This window comes from Tabrizicola fusiformis, assembly GCF_013328815.1.
In the GTDB taxonomy this organism is placed as follows: domain Bacteria; phylum Pseudomonadota; class Alphaproteobacteria; order Rhodobacterales; family Rhodobacteraceae; genus Fuscibacter.
In genome coordinates this window covers 101,984-123,006 of record NZ_JABUHN010000001.1, presented here as the reverse complement: position 1 = coordinate 123,006, position 21,023 = coordinate 101,984, and the positions used below count along the sequence as shown (strand labels likewise).

23 protein-coding genes and 1 tRNA gene are annotated in these 21,023 nt (G+C 65.0%); 18 read left to right on the top strand and 6 right to left on the bottom strand.

Translation table 11 applies throughout. From position 1 onward, the window contains the following. Positions 1-2: 2 nt before the first annotated feature. The gene (locus tag HS053_RS00560) at positions 3-464 is read right to left on the bottom strand and encodes an RrF2 family transcriptional regulator (protein WP_174209240.1); all 462 of its coding nucleotides are present in this window, start codon (positions 462-464) and stop codon (positions 3-5) included. 217 nt (positions 465-681) lie between these two features. Between HS053_RS00560 and HS053_RS00555 the strand changes: the two genes are divergently transcribed. The 5 genes from HS053_RS00555 (at position 682) to HS053_RS00540 (ending at position 4,055) form a co-directional block, all read left to right on the top strand. Beyond that, positions 682-1,155, top strand: a complete 474-nt coding sequence (locus HS053_RS00555; RefSeq protein ID WP_174209239.1) for an Lrp/AsnC family transcriptional regulator — start codon at positions 682-684, stop codon at positions 1,153-1,155. Between the two features lie 98 nt (positions 1,156-1,253). Continuing rightward, positions 1,254-1,823: an alpha/beta hydrolase gene (locus HS053_RS00550; RefSeq protein WP_174209238.1), complete on the top strand. Its 570-nt coding sequence runs from the start codon at positions 1,254-1,256 to the stop codon at positions 1,821-1,823. Then, positions 1,820-1,945, top strand: a complete 126-nt coding sequence (locus HS053_RS22455) for a hypothetical protein (protein ID WP_277817033.1) — start codon at positions 1,820-1,822, stop codon at positions 1,943-1,945. Before HS053_RS00550 ends, HS053_RS22455 begins: the two co-directional genes overlap by 4 nt. 13 nt (positions 1,946-1,958) lie before the next feature. Next, positions 1,959-2,114 (top strand): hypothetical protein, encoded by a 156-nt coding sequence (locus tag HS053_RS00545; protein ID WP_174209237.1) that lies wholly within the window; start codon positions 1,959-1,961, stop codon positions 2,112-2,114. A gap of 150 nt (positions 2,115-2,264) precedes the next feature. Next, positions 2,265-4,055 carry a monovalent cation:proton antiporter-2 (CPA2) family protein gene (locus tag HS053_RS00540; RefSeq protein WP_174209236.1) on the top strand — a complete coding sequence of 597 codons (1,791 nt, stop codon included), beginning with the start codon at positions 2,265-2,267 and terminating at the stop codon, positions 4,053-4,055. Here HS053_RS00540 and HS053_RS00535 read toward each other — a convergent pair. Continuing rightward, positions 4,049-5,656 (bottom strand): GMC family oxidoreductase N-terminal domain-containing protein, encoded by a 1,608-nt coding sequence (locus tag HS053_RS00535; protein WP_174209611.1) that lies wholly within the window; start codon positions 5,654-5,656, stop codon positions 4,049-4,051. The genes HS053_RS00540 and HS053_RS00535 overlap by 7 nt on opposite strands. A gap of 141 nt (positions 5,657-5,797) precedes the next feature. On the opposite strand from HS053_RS00535, the gene HS053_RS00530 reads away from it, so the two are divergent. The 8 genes from HS053_RS00530 (at position 5,798) to HS053_RS00495 (ending at position 13,832) form a co-directional block, all read left to right on the top strand. Beyond that, positions 5,798-6,472, top strand: a complete 675-nt coding sequence (locus tag HS053_RS00530) for an HAD family hydrolase (RefSeq protein WP_174209235.1) — start codon at positions 5,798-5,800, stop codon at positions 6,470-6,472. Then, on the top strand, positions 6,469-7,422 hold the full coding sequence (locus HS053_RS00525) for a sugar-binding transcriptional regulator (protein ID WP_174209234.1): 954 nt from the start codon (positions 6,469-6,471) through the stop codon (positions 7,420-7,422). The genes HS053_RS00530 and HS053_RS00525 overlap by 4 nt, the downstream gene beginning before the upstream one ends. Positions 7,423-7,528: 106 nt before the next feature. Then, on the top strand, positions 7,529-8,839 hold the full coding sequence (locus tag HS053_RS00520) for an ABC transporter substrate-binding protein (RefSeq protein ID WP_174209233.1): 1,311 nt from the start codon (positions 7,529-7,531) through the stop codon (positions 8,837-8,839). Positions 8,840-8,914: 75 nt separating this feature from the next. Next, complete coding sequence (locus HS053_RS00515) at positions 8,915-9,787, top strand: carbohydrate ABC transporter permease (protein WP_174209232.1); 873 nt, start codon at positions 8,915-8,917, stop codon at positions 9,785-9,787. 3 nt (positions 9,788-9,790) lie between these two features. After that, on the top strand, positions 9,791-10,621 hold the full coding sequence (locus HS053_RS00510) for a carbohydrate ABC transporter permease (RefSeq protein ID WP_174209231.1): 831 nt from the start codon (positions 9,791-9,793) through the stop codon (positions 10,619-10,621). Between the two features lie 7 nt (positions 10,622-10,628). Beyond that, entirely contained in the window at positions 10,629-11,624 is a 996-nt protein-coding gene (locus HS053_RS00505) for an ABC transporter ATP-binding protein (RefSeq protein WP_174209230.1), read from the top strand. Further along, the gene (locus HS053_RS00500) at positions 11,621-12,391 is read left to right on the top strand and encodes an L-iditol 2-dehydrogenase (RefSeq protein ID WP_174209229.1); all 771 of its coding nucleotides are present in this window, start codon (positions 11,621-11,623) and stop codon (positions 12,389-12,391) included. Before HS053_RS00505 ends, HS053_RS00500 begins: the two co-directional genes overlap by 4 nt. 1 nt (position 12,392) lies before the next feature. Beyond that, on the top strand, positions 12,393-13,832 hold the full coding sequence (locus HS053_RS00495) for a mannitol dehydrogenase family protein (RefSeq protein WP_174209228.1): 1,440 nt from the start codon (positions 12,393-12,395) through the stop codon (positions 13,830-13,832). Positions 13,833-13,931: 99 nt separating this feature from the next. Here HS053_RS00495 and ykgO read toward each other — a convergent pair whose 3' ends face one another. Further along, positions 13,932-14,057, bottom strand: coding sequence for a type B 50S ribosomal protein L36 (gene ykgO / locus HS053_RS00490; protein WP_100196728.1), 126 nt, complete (start codon positions 14,055-14,057; stop codon positions 13,932-13,934). A 72-nt stretch (positions 14,058-14,129) separates the two neighbouring features. Further along, positions 14,130-14,204, bottom strand: a tRNA-Val gene (locus HS053_RS00485). A 148-nt stretch (positions 14,205-14,352) separates the two neighbouring features. Between HS053_RS00485 and HS053_RS00480 the strand changes: the two genes are divergently transcribed. Beyond that, the gene (locus tag HS053_RS00480; protein WP_174209227.1) at positions 14,353-15,219 is read left to right on the top strand and encodes an N-formylglutamate amidohydrolase; all 867 of its coding nucleotides are present in this window, start codon (positions 14,353-14,355) and stop codon (positions 15,217-15,219) included. Between the two features lie 21 nt (positions 15,220-15,240). On the opposite strand, the gene HS053_RS00475 is transcribed toward HS053_RS00480, so the two are convergent. Further along, positions 15,241-16,494, bottom strand: a complete 1,254-nt coding sequence (locus HS053_RS00475) for a DNA polymerase IV (protein ID WP_174209226.1) — start codon at positions 16,492-16,494, stop codon at positions 15,241-15,243. Between the two features lie 83 nt (positions 16,495-16,577). On the opposite strand from HS053_RS00475, the gene smpB reads away from it, so the two are divergent. From smpB to HS053_RS00455, 4 genes are all read left to right on the top strand, one after another. Beyond that, positions 16,578-17,051 (top strand): SsrA-binding protein SmpB, encoded by a 474-nt coding sequence (gene smpB, locus HS053_RS00470; RefSeq protein ID WP_174209610.1) that lies wholly within the window; start codon positions 16,578-16,580, stop codon positions 17,049-17,051. A gap of 110 nt (positions 17,052-17,161) precedes the next feature. Continuing rightward, positions 17,162-17,437 carry a hypothetical protein gene (locus tag HS053_RS00465; RefSeq protein WP_174209225.1) on the top strand — a complete coding sequence of 92 codons (276 nt, stop codon included), beginning with the start codon at positions 17,162-17,164 and terminating at the stop codon, positions 17,435-17,437. Positions 17,438-17,534: 97 nt separating this feature from the next. Further along, positions 17,535-18,392, top strand: coding sequence for a 3-mercaptopyruvate sulfurtransferase (sseA, locus tag HS053_RS00460; RefSeq protein WP_174209224.1), 858 nt, complete (start codon positions 17,535-17,537; stop codon positions 18,390-18,392). Between the two features lie 3 nt (positions 18,393-18,395). Then, positions 18,396-19,571, top strand: a complete 1,176-nt coding sequence (locus HS053_RS00455; RefSeq protein ID WP_174209223.1) for an amino acid aminotransferase — start codon at positions 18,396-18,398, stop codon at positions 19,569-19,571. Positions 19,572-19,652: 81 nt separating this feature from the next. Here the strand turns inward: HS053_RS00455 and HS053_RS00450 are convergent, their stop codons facing one another. After that, positions 19,653-21,005: an ammonium transporter gene (locus HS053_RS00450; protein WP_174209222.1), complete on the bottom strand. Its 1,353-nt coding sequence runs from the start codon at positions 21,003-21,005 to the stop codon at positions 19,653-19,655. Positions 21,006-21,023: the final 18 nt, after the last annotated feature.

Genomic DNA, 21,023 nt, shown 5'->3' with positions numbered 1-21,023 from the left:
CCTCAGACCTCAACCGTTCCGAGCACCTGCTCTGCGACGGCGCCGGAGCGGAGCATGTCTTCGAGCGTGAGCGAGTCGATGATGACGAGGTAGGACCAGAACACCTCGGCAAAGACCTTGCGGATGCGGCAGCTTGCCTCGTCCACGCAGTCCTCGCAGCGTTGGTAGGCGCGGCGCGACAGGCAGGGCAGCGGCGCAATCGGCCCGTCGATGGTGCGCAGGAGTTCGGAAATTGACACTTCGCCGGGCGCCTTGATCAGGCTGTAACCGCCCGAGCGGCCGCGGATCGAGGCGATGATCCCGGCATTGCGCACTTCCAGCAGGATATGCTCGAGAAACCGCTTCGGCGTGCCGGAGCGCCGGGCGATCTCTTCGATCGTCAGCGGCTCGGGCCGCGGCTTGGCGGCCTCGTCGGCAAGGGTCAGCAGCGCCTTCAGCGCATATTTCATCTTCTGCGTGATCATTCCCGAACGCTAGGCGGTTAACAGCGCGGAATCAACGGAGGGAATGCCTGCCATCGCCCGCAAAACCGGCAGAATCCCTTGCACAGAGCCGATTTTTCCGTGCGGCAGAAGCCTTTGCCATTTTACACGATAAGAACGGTAGACATTTGCGTTTTTTGGTGCATTCTAGGGGACACGCCGCCCTCGGGGCGCCCAAGCTGTAGACGGAATTGATACGATGGAACCGCTGGATCTGATCGACCGGAAGATTGTCGCCGAATTGATGCGCGATTCGACGCTTGCCGTGGCCCAGATCGCCGACCGGGTCGGCCTGTCGCAAACCCCGTGCTGGAAACGCATCCAGAAGCTTGAGGCGACGGGCGTTCTGACCGGGCGTGTGGCCCTGGCAGATCCGGCCAAGCTGGGATTCGGCCTGACGGTCTTTGTCGGCATCGAGGCGCCCGACCACTCGGCGGAATGGCGCGAGACTTTCGCCCGTGCCACCGAATCGCTGCCGCAGATCCTTGAGGTTTACCGGACGGCGGGACAGGTGGATTACCTGCTGCGGATCGCCGTGCCCGACATGCCGGCCTTCGATGCGCTTTACAAGCGGCTGACAGATGCCGTGGCGATCAAGAACGTCACCTCACATTTCGCGCTTGAGCGGATCAAGTTCACCACCGCCTATCCGGTCAACACCACTGTGCGTTGAGAGAAGGCCATTCTCTTTCGCCGCCGAAGTTTGGAATCGATAATCACGACTTGTCTAGTAGATTTAACTATCGCCAGAATCGGGGAAGGAGACCCGAAGTGACCAAGACCCTGATCGTTCCCGGACTTGACGGCTCTGCCGCCCCGCATTGGCAACATTGGTGGGCGGCGACGGAACATGACGCGCTGATGGTTGAGCTTTCCGACCCGTCCCGTCCCTCTCCTGCGGTGTGGGAAGCGGAACTGGCAGGGATGATCCTGCGCCATCCCGACAGCATTCTGGTCGGCCATTCGCTGGGCGCGATCCTGATTGCGCGGATCTTGGCGCGCTGGCCGCAATTGCAGGTGCGCGCCGCCCTGCTGGTCGCCCCGGCCGAGACGGAGGGCGCCGACCGGATCGGCCATTTCGGCCCGATCCCGCAACTGCCCTTCGACATTCCGGCAACCGTCGTGGCCAGCCGCAACGATCCGTGGATGAGCCTTGCCCGCGCCAGCCATCTTGCCCGCGCCTGGGGCAGCGATCTGCTCGATCTGGGCTTTGTCGGCCATATCAATGTTGCCTCGGGCTTTGGCCCCTGGGCCGAGGGCAAGGCTGTGCGCGACGACCTTGCGTTGCGGTCGGGTCCGGTCCTGCCGCGCAACCGGCTTGAACGGAGACTTGCCCGATGAACCGCCTGTTCCGCCGCCCCGAACCCGGAAAATCGGACCGCGCCGCCCTGTTGGCCTTTGCGCTGATCTATGTGTTTGCGCTGGTCCTTGTGTTGGCACCTGAAACATTTCTTGGCACCTGAAAGGAGAAAACCGATGTTTGACGGACATTTCGACCCCGCCTTTCACGAAGCTTTCCGCACAAGAGATGACAGCGACGAACCGCTGTCGATGCCCGCATGGCTGGCCGCGCTGACGGTGGCGGCCTCGATCGGGCTTCTGGGGGCGATCTGGGCCCTTGCCCTGGCCTGACCGGACAGCCGCCCGGACAACAGGCCCGCCGGACCTTTGCCACAGGTGCGGATGGCCCATTCCGGGGCTTGGCCGTGCCGAAAGCCTCGCTAGACTGCGCTGGAAACCGGAATCTTCCGGGCAGGTTTGGTAAGCGGTCCGGGGGCAGCGATGGCGGGTGAACTGACCGCGGCGGCAGAGGTGGCGGCGCAACATGGTGGTGGTGTCGATCTGACCTCGGTCGTCGTGCTGCTGGCGGCGGCGGTGGTTGCCGTGCCGCTGTTCCGGCGCGCCGGGCTTGGCTCGGTTCTGGGTTATCTCGCGGCCGGGCTGGCCATTGGTCCCTATGGGCTGGGTTTCTTTCACGACGCGCAATCGGTGATCCATGTCGCCGAACTGGGCGTTGTCCTGTTCCTGTTCATCATCGGGCTGGAAATGCAGCCCTCGCGGCTGTGGTCGATGCGGGGCGAGATCTTCGGTCTGGGTCTGGCGCAGGTGGTGCTGGCGATTGCCGCGCTGATCTGGGTCGGCATCACGCTGGGCTATCCTGTCACCGCCAGTTTTGTGGCGGGCACCGGCTTTGTGCTGACCTCCACCGCCATTGTGATGCAGGTGCTTGAGGAACGCGGCCAGATGGGCCTGCCCAAGGGGCGGAGGATCGTCGCCATTCTGCTGTTGGAGGATCTGGCCATCGTGCCGCTTTTGGCGCTGGTGGCTTTCCTTGCGCCGGGTGGGGCCGAGGCGACGCTGGCCGACCGGCTGATCAGCGTGGGCATCGGACTTGCCGCGATTGCGGTGCTGGTGGTCGCCGGGCGCTATCTCTTGGACCCGATGTTCCGCCTTCTTGCCCGGTTCGGCGCGCGGGAAGTGATGACGGCAGCCGCCCTTCTGGTGGTGCTGGGCGCGGCGGTGCTGATGCAGGGGGGCGGGCTGTCGATGGCGATGGGCGCCTTCCTTGCCGGGGTTCTGCTGTCGGAAAGCAGCTTTCGTCATCAGCTTGAGGCCGATGTCGAGCCGTTCCGCGGCCTGCTTCTGGGCCTGTTCTTCCTAGGCGTCGGCATGGCGCTGGACCTTGAGATCATCGCGCGAAACTGGGCGATCATCCTTGTCAGCGTGCCTGCCTTCATGGCGCTGAAGATGCTGGTGATCTACGGTGTCGCCCGTGCCACCAAGGCCGGCCATGCCGAGGCGCTGGAACGCGCCGTCCTGATGGCACAGGGGGGCGAATTCGCCTTTGTCCTTTACGCCACCGCCACGCAATTCGGGATTCTGGAACCCGAATGGAATGCCAATCTGGCCGCCATCATCATCGTCTCGATGGCGCTGACGCCGCTGATGCTGATTCTGCATGACCGGCTTGTGCCGCAAAAGGCCGCGTCTCTGGATGGGGTCGAGGCGGCGCATGACCTTGCCGCGCGGGTGCTGATGATCGGCTTTGGCCGGATGGGCCAGATCATCAGCCAACCCCTCTTGCAGCGCGGGCATTCGATTTCGATCATCGATACCGATGCGCAGTCGATCCGCGATGCGGGGGAATATGGCTTCAAGGTCTGGTATGGCGATGGCACGCGGCTGGACATCCTGCACGCTGCTGGCGCGGCGAATGCCAGTCTGGTCATCGTCGCCATAGACAATGCCGAGGCCACGACGAAGATCGTCGAGGTGATCAAGCACGCGTTTCCGCTGGTTCCGGTTGTGGCCCGCGCCTATGACCGCCAGCACGCGCTGGCGCTGGTCAAGGCCGGGGTCGATTTCCAGATGCGCGAGACCTTTGAAAGCGCGCTGGCCATGGCGGGGGCGGCGCTGGACCGGCTGGGCGACAGCCCCGAAGAGGTGGCCGAGCTGATCGCCAGCATCCGCAGCCGCGACATGGACCGTTTCGCGCTGGAATGCGTCGGCGGGGTCGAGGCCGGGATCAGCCTGCTTCTGGGCAACAAGGATCAGCCTGCCGCCGGTCACTGACCCCGGCGGATCAGGTCGGCGGCGCGTTCGGCGATCATGATGGTCGGCGCATTGGTGTTGCCGCTGACCAGACGCGGCATGACCGAGGCATCGACCACCCGCAGCCCGGTGACACCGCGCACCCGCAACCCGGGGTCCAGAACCGAGGCGGCATCGCTGCCCATGCGGCAGGTGCCGACGGGGTGATAGATCGTGTCGGCCCGGGCGCGGATATGCCGCTCCCATTCGGCATCGTCCATGCCGTCGCGCAGCCCGAACATCTCGCGCCCCAGATGGGGTTGCAGCGCAGGCGCCCGCATCAACGCCCGGGTCAGTTTCGCCCCGGCGATGGTGGTGGCCAGATCGCGCGGGTCCGACAGAAAGCGCGGGTCGATCAGCGGGGCCGCCAGCGGATCGGACGAGGCCAGCCGCACTTGCCCGCGCGAATGGGGCCGCAGGGTGCAGACATGGCAGCAGAACCCATGGCCCCAATGCAGCCGCCGCGCGTGGTCGTCCACGATGCCGATGACGAAATGCAACTGAATGTCGGGCCGCTCCACCCCCGGCGCGCTACGCAGAAAGCCTGCGCCTTCGGCAAAGGGCGTGGTCAGCATCCCCCGCCCGTGGCGCGCCCAGTTCAGGATATGCCCCGGCATCGCCGCCGCCGCGCGCAGGCTGAAGCCGAAACTGTCGGTGTCGGGGCTTTTCCACGACAGGATGAAGTCGAGATGGTCTTGCAGGTTCTGCCCCACCGCAGGCAGGTCATGCAGCACCGGCAGGCCCATCTGCCGCAGGTGGTCACCCGGACCGATGCCGGACAGCATCAGCAGTTGCGGCGAACCGAAAGCGCCTGCCGACAGGATCACCTCGCGCCGGGCCAGAACCTGCCGCTCTTCTCCGCTGCGGCGATAGGCAAGCCCCGTCGCGCGGCGCCCGTCGAACAGCACACGCGCGGCTTGCGCCCTTGTGATCACATGCAGATTCGGGCGCTGCATCACCGGATGCAGATAGGCCGCTGCCGCCGAACACCGCTCCCCCTTGTGGGGGCCGGAATGGAATTGCGTGACCTGATACAGGCCAACCCCTTCATTGTCGCCGCGGTTGAAATCCTCGGTCACCGGATGCTGCATCTGCCGGGCGGCTTCGACAAAGGCGCGGCTGGCGGGGCGGGGGTCGGGCTGGTCGGCCACCTGCAAGGGACCGTCGGCGCCATGCAGGGCATCGGCACCACGCGCATTCCCCTCGGCCCGCAGGAAATACGGCAGCACATCGTCCCAACCCCAGCCGGTCGCCCCCTCCGCCACCCAGCCGTCATAGTCCTGCCGCTGGCCCCGGATATACAGCATGGCATTGATCGCCGATGACCCGCCCAGCGCGCGGCCGCGCGGCTGATAACCGCGCCTGCCGTTCAGCCCGGGCTGCGGCACGGTATGGAACGCCCAGTTGTTGATCCTTGGCCGCCCCGGCAGCATAGCCACCGTGCCCGCGGGCAGCCGCACCGGCAATCCGTCGCCCCGACCCCCGGCCTCGATCAGGCAGACGGTCACGGCAGGGTCTTCCGACAACCGCGCCGCCAGCACCGAACCGGCGGAACCGCCGCCCGCAATCACGAAGTCAAACATCCCGGCCATGTCGGACCCTCCTCCGATTGCGGCGATTGTTACCACCACCCGCCAAGGGCAAAAGCCCTGCCGCAGCGTCACGGCGATTGACGCGGCCCCTGCCGATGCGGGATGACGGTCTGGCCCCTTGCGAGAACCGCCATGCCCCCCACCCGCCTTGTGATCTTTGACTGTGACGGCGTGCTGATCGACAGCGAGATGATCTCGGCCCGGATGCTGGTCGAAGAACTGTCGCGGCTGGGCCTGTCGATCGACCTTGACTATGTGGCGCGGCATTTTCTGGGCCGGTCTTACCCGGTGGTGATGGAGACGATCCGGCGCGAATTCGGGCTGGACCTGCCCCCCGCCTTTGAAGACCGCTACCGCGAGCGGCTGCTGGCGGCGTTTCAGACCGATCTGCGGATCATGCCCGGCGTGCGCGAGGTGATCGAGGGGCTGGCGCTGCCCTGCTGTGTCGCCACCTCCTCCTCGCCCCGGCGGGTGGCGATGTCGCTGGCGCATGTCGGGCTGGCACCGCTGGTCGCGGGGCGGGTGTTCACCGCAACCCAGGTCAGCCGGGGCAAGCCCGCGCCGGACCTGTTCCTTTTCGCCGCTGCACAGATGGGCGTCGCCCCCGCCGATTGCCTTGTGATCGAAGACAGCCTGACCGGCATCCGCGCCGCGCGTGCCGCCGGGATGCCGGTCTGGCGCTTTACCGGCGGCAGCCATCTGAAGGGCCGCGACGGGCCGGAGCCCGAGGACGCGCGGCCGGATGCCCGGTTTTCTTCCTTCGCCGATTTTGCCACACTGGCCCCCGAATTGATGAGACCCACATGACCCGCCCCGAACACGAACCATCCCCCCAGGATGACGCCGCCCGCGCCGGCTGGCTTTCCTATGTCGGCGGGCTGACACAGGATCAGATCGCTGCCGAACTGGGGGTCAGCCGCCAACGGGCGCAGCGCCTTGTCAGCCGCGCCATGGCCGAGGGGCTGATCCATGTCCGGCTGAACCACCGGATCGGCGCCTGCCTTGACCTTGAGGCGCGGCTGACCGACCGTTTCGGGCTGACACGCTGCCGTGTGGTGCCGGGCCTTGGCGCGGGGGGTGATCCGGTGCGCGCCATCTCACCCGCCGCCGCCGCCGAGCTTGAGCGGTTTCTGGGCATGGCCGAACCGCTGACCGTGGCGCTGGGCACCGGGCGGGCGCTGCGCGGCATGGTCGATGCCATGACCCCGATGGATGCCGACCAGCACCGGCTTGTCTCGCTGATCGGCAATATCGCCCCGGACGGATCGGCCAGTTTCTTTGACGTGGTGATGCGGATTGCCGACAAGGTGCGCGCGCCGCATTACCCGATGCCGGTGCCGGTGATCAGCCCCACCCCCGAAGAGAATGCCGCCTTTCACGCCCTGCCGCCGGTGCGGCGGGTGATCGACCTGGCCCGCGCCGCCGATGTTGTCTTCGTCGGCGTCGGCCAGATGTCGGGCGACGCGCCCCTGCTGAAAGACGGATTCGTCAGCCGCAGCGAGCTGGACGAAATGCAGGCGGCCGGGGCCGTGGGCGAGGTGGCAGGCTGGGTCTATGATTCGGCGGGCATATACCTTGACCTTGGCACCAACCGCCGCACCGGCGGGGTGCGCGTGGCCCCCGGCCTGCCGCGCCCGGCCATTGGAATTGCGGGCGGTCCGTCCAAGGTGGCGGCCATTGCTGCGGCGCTGCAATCGCGCATTCTCAATGGCTTGGTCACCGATGAACCCACGGCACAGGCCATTCTGAACCGCTGATCCTTTCGCAGTTGCGGCGGAAGAGGGGGCTTGACGGCTGCCACCCTCATGTGAGCATTTACCCACCAAGCGATGATTTGCTCATTCGCTTTCAAGGGAGGAAACCATGAACAACACGCTCCGCGCCCTTTTGGGCGCGACGGCCTTGCTTACCCTTTCGACGGGCGCCTGGGCCGAAACCACCATCACCGTTGCCACCGTGAACAACGGCGACATGATCCGTATGCAGGGTCTGATGGACGATTTCTATGCCAAGAACCCCGACATCAAGGTCGAGTGGGTGACGCTGGAAGAGAACGTCCTGCGCCAGAAGGTGACCACCGATATCGCCACCAAGGGTGGCCAGTTCGACGTGCTGACCATCGGCACCTATGAAGTTCCGATCTGGGGCAATGCCGGCTGGCTGGTGTCGCTGAACGACCTGCCCGCCGAATATGACGCCGATGACCTGTTGCCCGCCATCCGCGGCGGCCTGACCGTGAACGGCGAGCTTTATGCGTCGCCCTTCTACGGCGAATCCTCGATGGTGATGTATCGCAAGGATCTGATGGAAGCCGCCGGGCTGACCATGCCCGACGCGCCGACCTGGGCCGACATCAAGACCGCCGCCGCCGCCATGACCAACAAGGACGCCGAAATCTACGGCATCTGCCTGCGTGGCAAGGCCGGCTGGGGCGAGAACATGGCATTCCTGACCGCCATGTCCAACTCGTTCGGGGCCAAGTGGTTCGACATGGACTGGAAGCCGCAATTCGACGGCCAGCCGTGGAAAGACACGCTGAACTTCTATCTTGACCTGATGAACAACTATGGCCCGCCCGGCGCCTCGAACAACGGGTTCAACGAAAACCTCGCGCTGTTCCAGCAGGGCAAATGCGGCATGTGGATCGACGCCACTGTCGCCGCCTCGTTCGTGACCGGCAAGGACAGCACCGTGGCCGACAAGGTTGGCTTTGCGCTGGCCCCCGACAACGGTCTGGGCAAGCGCGGCAACTGGCTCTGGGCATGGTCGCTGGCGATCCCGGCGGGTTCGCAAAAGGTGGATGCCGCCAAGGCTTTCGTCAACTGGGCGACCAACAAGGACTATCTGGCACTCGTCGCCTCGAAAGAGGGCTGGGCGAACGTTCCTCCGGGCACCCGGACCTCGCTCTATTCCAACCCGGAATATGCGGCGATCCCGTTTGCCAAGATGACGATCGACAGCATCAACGCGGCTGACCCGACCAAGCCGACCGTGGACCCGGTGCCCTATACCGGCGTGCAATTCGTGGCGATCCCGGAATTCCAGGGCCTTGCCACGGCGGTTGGCCAACAGTTCTCGGCGGCGCTGGCCGGTTCGACCTCGGCGGATGATGCGCTGGCTGCGGCTCAGGAACTGGCCGTGACCGAGATGACCAAGGCCGGTTACATCAAGTAAGCGGTCCTCCCCGGGCGGGGCGCCACTCCCGGGCGGCCCCGCCCACCTCTTTCCCTTTCATTCAAGGTCTGTCCCATGGCCACCGCGCATTCCCGCACCGCCGCGCGCCTGATGGTGTCGCCTGCCGTGATCCTGTTGTTCCTGTGGATGATCGTTCCGCTTGGTATGACGATCTGGTTCAGCTTTCTGCGCTACAATCTGCTGACCCCCGGAAACGAGTCCTTCGCGGGCTTTGACAACTACTATTACTTCCTGACCAATGCCGCCTTCTGGCAGGCGCTGACCAACACGTTGACGCTTGTTCTGGGCGTGCTGGCCATCACGGTGATCGGGGGCGTTCTGCTGGCGCTCTTGCTGGATCAGCCGTTCTGGGGTCAGGGCGTGGTGCGCGTCATGGTGATCGCGCCGTTCTTCGTGATGCCCACCGTTTCGGCGCTGGTCTGGAAGAACATGTTCATGAATCCCGTGAACGGCATGTTCGCCCATATCGCCAAGACGCTGGGCCTTCAGCCCTTCGACTTTCTGGCCCATGCGCCGCTGGCCTCGATCATCCTGATCGTGGCATGGAGCTGGCTGCCGTTTTCCACGCTGATCCTGCTGACCGCGCTGCAATCGCTGGACCGCGAGCAACAGGAGGCCGCCGAAATGGACGGCGCCAGCCCCCTTGCCCGGTTCTGGTATCTGACCGTGCCGCATCTGACCCGCTCGATCACCGTTGTCGTGCTGATCCAGACGATCTTCCTGCTGTCGGTCTTTGCCGAAATCCTTGTCACCACCAATGGCGGGCCGGGCAACGCTTCGACCAACATCCCCTATCTGGTCTATGCGCAAAGCCTGCTGTCCTTCGACGTGGGCGGCGGTTCTGCGGGCGGCATCGTGGCGGTCATCCTCGCCAATATCGTTGCGATCTTCCTGATGCGGATGATCGGCAAGAACCTGGAGACCTGATCCATGTCGCGCAAAACCACGCAAACCCGCCGCACGGTTGTCACCATCGCGGCATGGTCCATCGGCTTCCTGATCTTCTTTCCGATCCTCTGGACCATCCTGATGAGTTTTAAATCCGAAGGCGATGCCATCAAGGCGCCGCTGGCGATGCTCACCTCGCCCTGGTCGCTGGAAAGCTATCACGAGGTGCAGGAACGCTCGAACTACGCGCTGCATTTCTGGAACTCGGTGGTTCTGTCCGTCGGCTCGACCATCGCCGCGCTGATCATTGCCGTTCCGGCGGCCTGGTCGATGGCCTTCGTGCCGGGCAAGCGCACCAAGGATCTGCTGATGTGGATGCTTTCGACCAAGATGATGCCCGCCGTGGGCGTTCTGGTGCCGATGTATCTTCTGTTCCGCGACTTTGGCCTCTTGGATAGCCGGGCCGGGCTGGTGGCGGTGCTGACCCTGATCAACCTGCCGATCGTGGTCTGGATGCTCTACACCTATTTCAAGGAGATCCCCGGCGAAATCCTTGAGGCGGCCCGGATGGACGGCGCCAGTCTGCGTGCGGAAATCCTTTATGTGCTGACGCCGATGGCGGTGCCCGGCATCGCTTCGACCATGCTCCTGAACATCATTCTGGCGTGGAACGAAGCGTTCTGGACCCTGCAACTGACCACCTCCAAGGCCGCGCCGCTGACGCAGTTCATCGCCAGCTATTCGTCGCCCGAGGGGCTGTTCTACGCGAAACTCTCGGCGGCCTCGACCATGGCCATCGCCCCGATCCTGATCCTTGGCTGGTTCAGCCAGAAGCAACTCGTCCGCGGCCTGACCTTCGGCGCGGTGAAGTGAGGTCCAAATGGGAAACATTACGCTCTCCAACGTCCGCAAGTCCTTTGGCGAAACCCATGTCATTCCGGGGATCGACCTGGCCATCGAAGAGGGCGAATTCGTCGTCTTTGTCGGCCCCTCGGGTTGCGGCAAATCCACCCTGCTCCGGCTGATCGCCGGGCTGGAAGATATCTCTGCCGGGGTGATCAGGATTGACGGGCAGGATGCCACCGCGCTGCCCCCCGCCAAGCGCGGGCTGGCCATGGTGTTCCAGAGCTATGCGCTTTATCCGCATATGTCGGTCAGAAAGAACATCGCCTTCCCGCTGAAAATGGCAGGGCTGGACCCGGCGGTGATCGAGCAGAAGGTGGCCAATGCCGCCAAGGTTCTGAACCTGTCCAATTACCTTGACCGCCGCCCCGGCCAGCTTTCGGGCGGGCAGCGGCAGCGGGTGGCCATCGGTCGGGCGATTGTCCGTGAACCGGCAGCCTTTCTGTTCGACGAACCGTTGTCGAACCTGGACGCCGCGCTGCGCGTCTCGATGCGGCAAGAGATTTCCGAACTGCATCAGACGCTGAAGACCACGATGATCTATGTCACCCATGATCAGGTCGAAGCGATGACCATGGCCGACAAGATCGTGGTGCTGAACGCGGGCCGGATCGAACAGGTGGGCAGCCCGCTTGACCTTTACCGCGCCCCGGCCAACCTCTTTGTGGCGGGTTTCATCGGCAGCCCGAAGATGAATTTCATCACCGGCGCCGAGGCGGCGAAACATGGGGCCACCACCATCGGCATCCGGCCCGAACATGTGATGATCGGGGATGGGCCGTGGCAAGGCACCGTCGGTCTGGCCGAACATCTGGGCTCTGACACCTTCCTCAAGGTCGAGGTGCCGGGCGTGGGCACCCTGACCGTGCGCGGCGGTGGCGAGGTGGGCCTGCACCATGGCGACACCGTGCGGCTGGCCCCGCAGCCTGACAAGCTGCACCGCTTTGACGCCAACGGGCTGGCGATGAAATGAGACTGGCAGGAAAGACCGCCCTGATCACGGGGGCCGCACGCGGCATCGGGCTTGAACTCGCCCGTGCCTATATTGCCGAGGGTGCCAAGGTTGCCCTTGCCGACATCAACGGAGCGGCGGCCGAGGCCGCCGCGGCCAGCCTAGGTCCGCAGGCCATCGCCGTGCAGATGGACATCACCCGGCAAGACAGCATCGACGCAGGCTTTGCCGGGGTGCTGGACCGTTTCGGCCATCTCGACATTCTGGTGAACAACGCCGCCCTGTTCACAGCGGCCCCCATCGCCGAGATCACCCGGACCGACTATGAACGATTGTTCGCCGTCAATGTCGCAGGCACGCTGTTCTGTATGCAGGCAGCGGCGCGCCACATGATTGCACGCGGCAAAGGTGGCAAGATCATCAACATGGCCTCTCAGGCCGGGCGGCGTGGCGAAGCTCTGGTGGCGGTCTACTGCGCCACCAAGGCCGCCGTGATCAGCCTGACGCAATCGGCGGGGCTGAACCTGATTGCCCACGGCATCAACGTCAACGCCATCGGCCCCGGCGTGGTGGATGGTGAACATTGGGACGGCGTGGACGCCTTCTTTGCCAAATACGAAGGCAAGGAGCCGGGCCAGAAAAAACGCGAAGTGGGCGCCGCCGTGCCCTTTGGCCGGATGGGCACCGCCGCAGACCTCACGGGCATGGCGATCTTCCTCGCCACGCCGGAAGCCGACTATATCGTCGCCCAATGCTTCGGCGTGGACGGCGGCAACTGGATGGCCTGACATGACCCAATCCCCCCTTCCCGCCCCCGCGCTTCCCGCCTATGACCGCAGCGCCCTGCGCCCCGGCATCGTCCATATTGGCCTTGGCAACTTTCACCGGGCGCATATGGCCGTCTATCTGGACGACCTTTTTGCGCTGGGGGAAAGCCATGACTGGGCCATCCTTGGCGCCGGGGTGCGCGCCAATGACGCCGCGATGCGTGAGGCGCTTGTGGCGCAGGACTGCCTTTCGACGGTGATCGAGCTGGACCCGGCAGGCAAATCCGCCCGCCGCATCGGCGCCATGGTGGATTTCTTGTCCGTCGAGGCGGACAATGCCGCCCTGATCGCCGCCATGACCCGGCCCGAAATCCGCATCGTCTCGCTGACGGTGACCGAAGGGGGCTATTTCATCGACCCGGCCACCGGCGCCTTTGACCCGGGCCATCCCGAGATTGTCGCCGATGCCGCCAACCCGCACCGCACCGCCTTTGGTGCCATCATCGCCGCCCTGCGTGCCCGCCGCAGCGCCGGAACGCCGCCCTTCACGGTGATGAGCTGCGACAACCTTCCCGGCAACGGTCATGTGACCCAAGCCGCCGTCACCGGCCTCGCCCGGCTGTCGGACCCGGCCTTTGCCGATTGGATTGCGGCCAATGTCGCCTTCCCGAACGGCATGGTGGACCGCATCACCCCCGCCACCGGCCCGCGCGAGCGTGCCCTTGCGGCCGAGTTCGGCCTGAATGATCCGGTTCCCGTCACCTGTGAACCCTTCCGGCAATGGGTGGTCGAAGACAATTTCCCCGCAGGCCGTCCGGCGCTGGAAAAGGTTGGCGTCACCTTCACCCCGCATGTCCACGCCTATGAGATGATGAAGATCCGCATTCTCAACGGCGGCCATGCCACCATCGCCTATCCGGGTGGGCTGATGGACATTGAATATGTGCATGAGGCAATGGCGAACCCGCTGATCCGCGGTTTCCTCGACAAGGTGGAGCGGGAGGAGATCATCCCCACCGTTCCCCCGGTGCCCGACACCGACATTTCCGCCTATTACGACCTGATCCGCGAACGGTTCTCGAACCCCGAGGTGGCCGATACCGAACGGCGGCTTTGCCTTGACGGCTCGAACCGGCAGCCCAAGTTCATCATCCCGGCGCTGCGCGATGCGCTGGCGGCAGGCGGGCCGATCGGCGGGCTGGCGCTGGTCTCGGCGCTCTGGTGCCGCTACTGCGCCGGGGTCAGCGACAACGGCACGGCGATTGCGCCGAACGATCCCAACTGGGACAAACTGCAACCGCTGGCGCTGGCCGCCCGGGACAACCCGCAGGTCTGGCTGGATCAGCGGGCGATCTATGGCGATCTGGCCGGCAATGCCCGGTTTCAGGCGGCCTTTGCCGATGCCCTTGGCCGGCTGTGGCGCGACGGCACCGCTGCCACGCTGCGCGCCTATATCGGTTGAAACCGGGAGGCCGGGGCACCTCCCCCGGCACGCCCAAACGGAAACGAAAAGGCCGCCAGAGTTTCCTCTGACGGCCTTTCATCACTTGCTGTCCGCAGTTCAGCCCTGACGGGCCTTATAGCGCTTCTGCGTCTTGTTGATCACATAAACGCGGCCTTTGCGGCGCACGATCTGGCAATCCCGGTGACGCGTCTTCAGCGAGCGGAGCGAGTTGGCAACCTTCATGGTCGTCTCCTTCCTTGTCGCGGCGCATCACGCGCCAGATGAAAACCCATGCCCCCGAATGGGGGCGGCGAATGGTGGGCGGTACTGGGATCGAACCAGTGGCCACTACGATGTCAACGTAGTGCTCTACCGCTGAGCTAACCGCCCACGCTGCCGTCTGATTCCCTTTGGCCAAACACAAAGGCCGCGGAGGAACCGCGTCGGTCTGCGCGGCTATAAACAGAGTCGCGGGCAGGTTCAAGGGGTTTCGACATCCGAGTTTTTCCCTCTATAACGATGGGGACAAGAGGGGCCAATGACAGCCGACATCTATCATCTGATCCGGCCCGCGCGGCAGGAAACCTCGGTGATCTTCGCCTCGCCCCATTCCGGGCGAGAGTATCCGGCTACCTTTCTTGCCCAAAGCCAGCTTGACGCCCGCGCCATCCGCTCCTCCGAGGATGCCTTTGTCGATGACCTTTTCGGTGCCGCCCCGCTGCTTGGTGCGCCGCTGCTGGCCGCCCGTGCGCCCCGTGCCTTCATCGACTTCAACCGTGCGCCAGATGAGCTGGACCCGGCGCTGATCGAGGGCATCGCCCGTGCCCCCCACAATCCGCGGGTTTCCTCGGGGCTTGGAGTGATTCCCCGGGTGGTTTCCGGAGCCCGCGCCATCTATCGCGGCAAGCTGCCGCTGGCCGAGGCCGAGGCGCGCATTGTCCGCTACTGGCACCCCTATCACCGCGCGCTCCGCGACCTGATCGAAACGACCCACGCCCGCTTTGGCGAGGCGGTGCTGATCGACTGCCATTCGATGCCGCATGAGGCAATCGAGGGCCATCTGCGCCATGGCCAGATCAAACCCGATGTGGTGCTGGGCGACCGTTTCGGCGCCGCCTGCGGCCCCGAGGTGATGGACCGGGTCGAGGCCGCCTTTACCGCTGCCGGGCTGCGCGTGGCGCGCAACACACCCTTTGCCGGGGCCTTCGTCTCGCAAAGCTATGGCCGCCCCTCGGCCCGCCGCCATGTCGTGCAGATCGAGATCGACCGCGCGCTTTATCTGGACGAAAGCCGGATCGAACCGCTGCCGCGCTTTGCCGCCTTCCACCGGCTGATGGCCGGGATTACCGCCGAAATCGTGGCCATCGGTCGCCCGGCGACACCGCTGCCGCTGGCCGCCGAATAGGCGCCGCCACGGGGCTTTGCGCTATCGCAGCGCCCGGCCCTTGATGATCGCGGCACGGCCAAAGCGGGCGCGGATGGCATCGGCAGCACGTTCGGCCCCGGCGCGTTTGGCCGCCTGCGGGTCAAGCAGATCGCCCGAAAGATCCGCCTCCGCCTCGGGTGCCAGATCGGCGATGCCGACCCCGATCAGCCGGAACGGCCCCCGGGCGCCCGCCTGATCCAGCAGGGCGCGGGCGGCGCGATAGATGCGGTCGGTCAGTTGCGTCGGCTCGTTCAGGCTGTGGCGGCGGCTGATCAGTTGAAAATCCCCGCGCTTGAGCTTCAGCACCACCACCCGGCCCGCCAGCCCCTTGGCTTTGGCCCGGTCGGCCACCTGTTCGGACAGCCGCCAGAGATGGCCGTCCAGAATATCGGCCTCTGCGGTGTCCTCGAAAAACGTGGTTTCCTTCGAGATCGACTTCAGCTTTTCGTCGCGGTTCACCCGCCGGTGATCCTCTCCCCGCGCCAGATGGTAAAGCCGCTCTCCCATATGGCCAAAGCGGGCCACCAGATCGGCCCGGTCCCAACGCAGAAGGTCGGCGATGCGCCGGATGCCCGCGGCCTCAAGCGCGGCCTGCGTTGCGGTGCCCACCCCCCAGATGATCCGCACCGGATGCGGTGTCAGAAAGGTCGCCGTCTCGGCGCGGCCGATCACCGAAAAGCCGCGCGGCTTGTCGAGGTCCGAGGCGATCTTGGCCAGAAACTTGTTGTGCGACAGACCGACCGAACCCGTCAGCCCCAACTCCTCTTCCATCCGCCGCACCAGCCGGGCCAGCAGCACGGCGGGCGGGGCGCCATGCAGCCGTTCGGTTCCCGTGAGGTCAAGGAAGGCTTCATCCAGCGACAGGGGTTCAACCGCAGGTGTCAGCGCCTCCATCATGGCACGGATGGCCCGCGAGGCTTCGGCATAGACCGCCATCCGCGGCTTGACCACCACCGCCTCGGGGCAGAGTTTCAGCGCCTGAAACATCGGCATGGCCGAACGCACGCCATGGATGCGGGCAAGGTAGCAGGCGGTCGAGACGACCCCGCGCTGCCCGCCGCCCACGATCACCGGCTTGTCGCGCAGATCGGGATTGTCGCGCTTTTCCACCGAGGCATAGAAGGCATCGCAATCCATATGGGCGATGGACAGGCTGGTCAGTTCGGGATGGGTCAGCACGCGCGGGCTGCGGCAGGCCGGACAGCGGGCGCCGCCGGCAAAAGAGGTCAGGCAATCGCGGCACAGGGCGGGCATTGTGGCAGCCTAGCATGGCCCGCGCCGCGGCGGAATGCCGGGCGCTGGACTCTGCCCCCCGGCTCGCCTATCTCAAGGCGACCATGGTGCAGAAATCCGATCCCAATTCCAAGCTGATCGCCGAAAACCGGCGGGCGCGTTTCGATTACCACATCGAAAGCGATCTGGAGGCGGGCATCATGCTGCTGGGCAGCGAGGTGAAATCGCTGCGTCAGGGCGGCTCGAACATCGGGGAAAGCTATGCCTCGGTCGAGAATGGCGAATTGTGGCTGATCAACAGCTATATCGCCCCCTACCTGCAAGCCAAGACCTGGGGCCATGAAGAGCGGCGGCATCGCAAGCTTCTGGTCAGCCGCAAGGAACTGGCGCGGCTCTGGTCGGCCACCGCCCGCGAAGGCATGACCATCGTGCCGATCAAGATGTATTTCAACGAGCGCGGTATCGTGAAGCTCAAGCTCGGCATCGCCAAGGGCAAGAAGCTGGCCGACAAACGCGAAACCAGCGCCAAGCGCGACTGGGAGCGGCAGAAGGCCCGGCTGCTGAAACAGGGCGGCTGATCCTTTCGGGGTGAACGGCGCCGCAAAATTCCCCTGATCTGCCGGCCCCCGGTGGTGCGATGAAACACCATGGAACCCGCCGCGTCCTGCGGGGGAATGGGGAACGGACCATGGAACTGATCATTCAACTGATTGCCGGCGCCATCGGCGGCAATGCCGCGGGCGCGGTGCTGAAAAACCAAAGCCTCGGCACCATCGGCAATTCGCTGGCCGGGGTGCTGGGTGGCGGGATTGGCGGGCAGATCCTTGCCGCGCTGGGTGCGGGCGGGGCGGCGGGCGGTGGCGACCTTGCCGGGATCGTGCAATCGCTGGCCTCGGGTGGTGCTGGCGGCGCTGTCGTGATGGCGGTGATCGGCATTTTGAAGAACGTTCTGGCCAAGCGGTAATTTTCTTGCGCGGGCGCCCCTGCGGCGCCCGTGCCACTCTTGCCTCAGGGGGCGGGCGGGGTTACTTCCAAGGGCAGATTTCGCCCCGGAGACCGCCATGCAGAGCCCCGCCGACGATCCCAAGACGCTGGTTTCAACCGAATGGCTGGCCGCGCATCTGAAAGACCCCGACCTGCGGGTGCTGGATGCAAGCTGGTATCTGCCCGACGCCGGACGCAATGCGAAGGCCGAGTATCAGGCGGCCCACATTCCGGGCGCGCGGTTCTTCGACATCGACGAGATTTCCGATCAACGCTCGACCCTGCCGCATATGGCGCCGCCGCCCGAAAAGTTCATCAGCCGGATGCGGGCGATGGGCGTGGGCGACGGTCATCAGGTGGTGATCTATGATGGCGCCGGGCTGTTTTCGGCCGCCCGCGTCTGGTGGACCTTCCGGCTGATGGGCAAGGTGGATGTGGCCGTTCTGGACGGCGGTCTGCCGAAATGGCGGGCCGAGGGCCGCGAGATTGAAGACATGCCGCCCGTGGTCAAGGACCGCCACATCACCGTCAGCCGCCAAAACCATCTGGTCAAGGATGTGACGCAGGTCGCCCATGCCGCCAAGCTGGGCGAGGCGGAAATCGTCGATGCCCGTTCTGCCCCCCGTTTTCGCGGCGAGGTGCCCGAGCCGCGGCCCGGCTTGCGCGGCGGCCATATTCCGGGGTCCAGGAACGTGCCCTTCGCCACCATGTTGAACGGCGACGGCACGATGAAATCGCCTGCCGAGTTGCGCGCGGTGTTTCAGGCGGCGGGGGTGAACCTTGCCCGGCCGGTGATCACCTCTTGCGGGTCGGGTGTGACGGCGGCGGTGCTGTCGCTGGCCTTGGAACGGCTGGGCCACCGCAACCACGCGCTTTATGACGGATCATGGGCGGAATGGGGCATGTATGACGACCTTGCGGTCGCAAAGGGGTAAGAAATGCTTGAGAACCTGAATCCGCAACCGCAGGACAAGATCCTGCAACTGATCGCCATGTATCGGGACGATCCGCGGACGGACAAGATTGATCTCGGCGTGGGCGTCTACAAGGATGCGACCGGCCTGACCCCGGTGATGCGCGCAGTGAAATCCGCCGAAAAGACCCTCTGGGAAACCGAGAAGACCAAGACCTATACCGGCCTTGCCGGGGAGCCGGCCTATAACGCCGCCATGGTCGGAATGATCCTTGGTGCGGGCTACGCTGACCGCGCGGCTTCGGTCGCAACGCCCGGCGGCACGGGGGCCATCCGGCAGGCGCTGGAGCTGATCAAACTTGCCTCGCCACAAGCAACTGTGTGGATTTCCAACCCCACCTGGCCGAACCACCCTTCGATCATCAAATATCTGGGGATGAAGCTGGCCGAATACCGTTACTTCGACGCGGCCTCGGGCGAGGTGGATTTCGCTGGGCTGATCGAGGATTTCGGCAAGGTGGCGCCGGGCGATGTCGTGCTGTTGCACGGCTGCTGCCACAACCCCACCGGCGCCAACCCGACCGCCGCGCAATGGGCCGAAATGGTCGCCGTGCTGAAGGCGCGGGGCGCGGTGCCGCTGGTGGACCTCGCCTATCAGGGCTTTGGCGACGGGCTTGAGGAGGATGCAGCGGCGACCCGGCTGGTGGCCGCGAGCTTCCCCGAGGTGCTGATCGCAGCCAGTTGCTCGAAGAATTTCGGCATCTACCGCGAGCGGACGGGGATTCTGATCGCCCTTGGCGATGCATCGCGCAAAGCGGTGACCCAAGGCAACCTGAACTTCCTGAACCGGCAGAACTACAGCTTCCCGCCCGATCACGGTGCGCGTTTGGTGACGATGATCCTTGAGGATGCCGCGCTGACCGCCGCGTGGAAGGCGGAGCTGGAAGAGGTGCGGCTGAACATGCTGACCCTGCGCCAGTCGCTGGCCGATGAGTTGCGCCGCGCCACCAATTCTGATCGCTTCGACTTTGTGGCCCGCCATCGCGGCATGTTCAGCCGCCTTGGCCTGACCGAGGCGCAGGTGAACCGGCTGCGCGAAGAGGCCGGGGTTTACATGGTGGGCGACAGCCGCATCAACATCGCCGGGCTGAACGCCAAGACCGTGCCGGTTCTGGCTGCGGCGATTGCCGCCGTCCTTTAAGCCCTGAAGACAGGCAAAGGCCCGCGCGATCGCTCGCGCGGGCCTTGTCTTTGGCCGGGGCGGCAGGGCCGCCCCTTTTTTTCAGCCGTGATAGGCTTGTTCGCCGTGCGAGGTCAGGTCAAGGCCCTGACGTTCCGCATCTGCGTCAACCCGCAGGCCGACGAGCAGCCCAACGATCTTGAAGATCACATAGCTGACCACACCCGACCAGACCAGCGTGATGGCAACCGCTTCGATCTGGATCCAGACCTGAGCGCCGATCGAATAGTCGTCACCCTTCACGCCGCCCAGCGAACCCGCCGAAAACACGCCGGTCAGAACCGCACCGATGATGCCGCCCACGCCGTGGATGCCGAACACGTCCAGGCTGTCGTCATACTTGAACTTGTTCTTAACGACCGTCACGAAGAAGTAGCAGACCGCAGCCGCGATGATACCCAGTGCAATCGCGCCAATCGGGCCGACCGTGCCGCAGGCCGGGGTGATGGCGACCAGACCGGCCACCATGCCCGAAGCCGCACCCAGCATCGAGGCTTTGCCACGTTGCAGCGCTTCCAAGAGCGACCAGGCCAGCGTTGCCGCAGCGGTGGCAACGAAGGTGTTGATCATCGCCAGAGTGGCGCCGCCATTGGCCTCAAGGTTGGAGCCGACGTTGAAGCCGAACCAGCCGACCCAGAGCATCGAAGCGCCGATCATGGTCATCACCATCGAATGGGGTGCCATGTTTTCCTTGCCCAAGCCGATCCGCTTGCCGATCACAAGGCAGGCCACCAGCGCGGCGATACCGGCATTGATGTGAACCACGGTGCCGCCGGCAAAGTCGATGGCGCCCATGACGAAGATCAGGCCCGACACGTCCCAGACCATGTGGGCAATCGGGAAGTAGACCAGCGTGACCCAAAGCGCCGAGAACAGCAGCACGGCCGAGAATTTCACACGCTCGGCAAAGGCGCCGATGATCAGCGCCGGGGTGATGGCCGCGAAGGTCATCTGGAAGGCGATGAACAGATATTCCGGGATGACATAGCCAGCCGAGAAGGTCGCCGCCATGCTGTCAGGCGTGACACCCGCCAGGAACAGCTTGCCGAACCCGCCCCAGAACGGCGAGGTGCCGCCGCCAAAGGTGACCGAATAGCCGTAGACAACCCAGATCACCATGACCATGCAGGCGATCAGCGTTGTCTGCATCAGCACCGACAGCATGTTCTTCGACCGCACCAAGCCGCCGTAGAACAGCGCAAGGCCCGGAATCGTCATGAACAGCACGAGGACGGCCGAGGTCATCATCCAGGCGACGTCGCCCTTGTCCATCACGGGCGCAACTTCGGCAACGGCTTCGGCGGTGGCGGCAGCGGCTTCGGTGGTGGCCTCCTGCGCCCAGACCGGAAGCGCCGCCATCATGGCCGCGCTGGCAAGTCCAATTCTCTTGAGCATTTCTTTTCCCCTTCCCTG

Excerpts from the sequence above, each read along its gene's own strand:
- HS053_RS00535 (WP_174209611.1), bottom strand. The coding sequence starts at position 5,656 with ATGTTTGACTTCGTGATTGCGGGCGGCGGTTCCGCCGGTTCGGTGCTG.
- HS053_RS22455 (WP_277817033.1), top strand. The coding sequence starts at position 1,820 with ATGAACCGCCTGTTCCGCCGCCCCGAACCCGGAAAATCGGACCGCGCC.
- ykgO (WP_100196728.1), bottom strand. The coding sequence starts at position 14,057 with ATGAAGGTTGCCAACTCGCTCCGCTCGCTGAAGACGCGTCACCGGGAT.
- HS053_RS00505 (WP_174209230.1), top strand. The coding sequence starts at position 10,629 with ATGGGAAACATTACGCTCTCCAACGTCCGCAAGTCCTTTGGCGAAACC.
- sseA (WP_174209224.1), top strand. The coding sequence starts at position 17,535 with ATGCAGAGCCCCGCCGACGATCCCAAGACGCTGGTTTCAACCGAATGG.
- HS053_RS00455 (WP_174209223.1), top strand. The coding sequence starts at position 18,396 with ATGCTTGAGAACCTGAATCCGCAACCGCAGGACAAGATCCTGCAACTG.
- HS053_RS00530 (WP_174209235.1), top strand. The coding sequence starts at position 5,798 with ATGCCCCCCACCCGCCTTGTGATCTTTGACTGTGACGGCGTGCTGATC.
- HS053_RS00525 (WP_174209234.1), top strand. The coding sequence starts at position 6,469 with ATGACCCGCCCCGAACACGAACCATCCCCCCAGGATGACGCCGCCCGC.
- HS053_RS00545 (WP_174209237.1), top strand. The coding sequence starts at position 1,959 with ATGTTTGACGGACATTTCGACCCCGCCTTTCACGAAGCTTTCCGCACA.
- HS053_RS00500 (WP_174209229.1), top strand. The coding sequence starts at position 11,621 with ATGAGACTGGCAGGAAAGACCGCCCTGATCACGGGGGCCGCACGCGGC.
- HS053_RS00520 (WP_174209233.1), top strand. The coding sequence starts at position 7,529 with ATGAACAACACGCTCCGCGCCCTTTTGGGCGCGACGGCCTTGCTTACC.
- HS053_RS00560 (WP_174209240.1), bottom strand. The coding sequence starts at position 464 with ATGATCACGCAGAAGATGAAATATGCGCTGAAGGCGCTGCTGACCCTT.
- HS053_RS00475 (WP_174209226.1), bottom strand. The coding sequence starts at position 16,494 with ATGCCCGCCCTGTGCCGCGATTGCCTGACCTCTTTTGCCGGCGGCGCC.
- HS053_RS00480 (WP_174209227.1), top strand. The coding sequence starts at position 14,353 with ATGACAGCCGACATCTATCATCTGATCCGGCCCGCGCGGCAGGAAACC.
- HS053_RS00465 (WP_174209225.1), top strand. The coding sequence starts at position 17,162 with ATGGAACTGATCATTCAACTGATTGCCGGCGCCATCGGCGGCAATGCC.
- HS053_RS00450 (WP_174209222.1), bottom strand. The coding sequence starts at position 21,005 with ATGCTCAAGAGAATTGGACTTGCCAGCGCGGCCATGATGGCGGCGCTT.
- HS053_RS00515 (WP_174209232.1), top strand. The coding sequence starts at position 8,915 with ATGGCCACCGCGCATTCCCGCACCGCCGCGCGCCTGATGGTGTCGCCT.
- smpB (WP_174209610.1), top strand. The coding sequence starts at position 16,578 with ATGGTGCAGAAATCCGATCCCAATTCCAAGCTGATCGCCGAAAACCGG.
- HS053_RS00555 (WP_174209239.1), top strand. The coding sequence starts at position 682 with ATGGAACCGCTGGATCTGATCGACCGGAAGATTGTCGCCGAATTGATG.
- HS053_RS00510 (WP_174209231.1), top strand. The coding sequence starts at position 9,791 with ATGTCGCGCAAAACCACGCAAACCCGCCGCACGGTTGTCACCATCGCG.
- HS053_RS00495 (WP_174209228.1), top strand. The coding sequence starts at position 12,393 with ATGACCCAATCCCCCCTTCCCGCCCCCGCGCTTCCCGCCTATGACCGC.
- HS053_RS00540 (WP_174209236.1), top strand. The coding sequence starts at position 2,265 with ATGGCGGGTGAACTGACCGCGGCGGCAGAGGTGGCGGCGCAACATGGT.